1 protein-coding gene and 1 pseudogene are annotated in these 556 nt (G+C 64.6%); both read left to right on the top strand.

The features are described from left to right. Nucleotides 1–60: 60 nt before the first annotated feature. Entirely contained in the window at nt 61–459 is a 399-nt protein-coding gene (gene rpsH, locus NQ160_RS24490; RefSeq protein ID WP_257517549.1) for a 30S ribosomal protein S8, read from the top strand. 5 nt (nt 460–464) lie between these two features. Further along, nucleotides 465–556, top strand: a pseudogene (gene rplF / locus NQ160_RS24485) (50S ribosomal protein L6); the annotation flags it as partial.

Below are 556 nucleotides of genomic sequence, written 5' to 3'. Positions count from 1 at the left end.
CATCGAAGGTCGGCTGTCGCGTAACGGCATCCGAAACCTCGTGAACAAAGGAACAAACTCATGACAATGACAGACCCGGTCGCAGACATGCTGACCCGTCTGCGCAACGCGAACTCGGCGCACCACGAAACCGTGTCCATGCCGAGCTCCAAGCTCAAGACTCACATCGCCGAGATCCTCCAGCAGGAGGGCTACATCGCCGGCTGGGAGGTCACCGACGCGCGCGTTGGGCAGACCATCACGCTGACGCTCAAGTACGGCCCCAACCGCGAGCGGTCGATCGCCGGCATCAAGCGCGTGTCGAAGCCGGGTCTGCGCGTGTACGCACGCTCGACCGAGATCCCCACGGTGCTCGGCGGCCTCGGCGTCGCAATTCTGTCCACTTCCTCTGGCCTCCTCACGGACCGCCAGGCCGAGTCGAAGGGCGTCGGCGGGGAAGTCCTCGCCTACGTGTGGTGATCTGAATGTCCCGCATCGGTCGTCTTCCCATCGACATCCCCGCCGGCGTGACCGTCGAGGTCTCCGGACAGGATGTCTCCGTCAAGGGCCCGAAGGG

Source organism: Microbacterium sp. zg.Y909 (assembly GCF_024626565.1).
This window is presented reverse-complemented; position numbering and strand designations above follow the sequence as displayed.

Bases quoted from the DNA above. Each gene is read 5' to 3' on its own strand.
- rpsH (WP_257517549.1), top strand. From the start codon at position 61: ATGACAATGACAGACCCGGTCGCAGACATGCTGACCCGTCTGCGCAAC.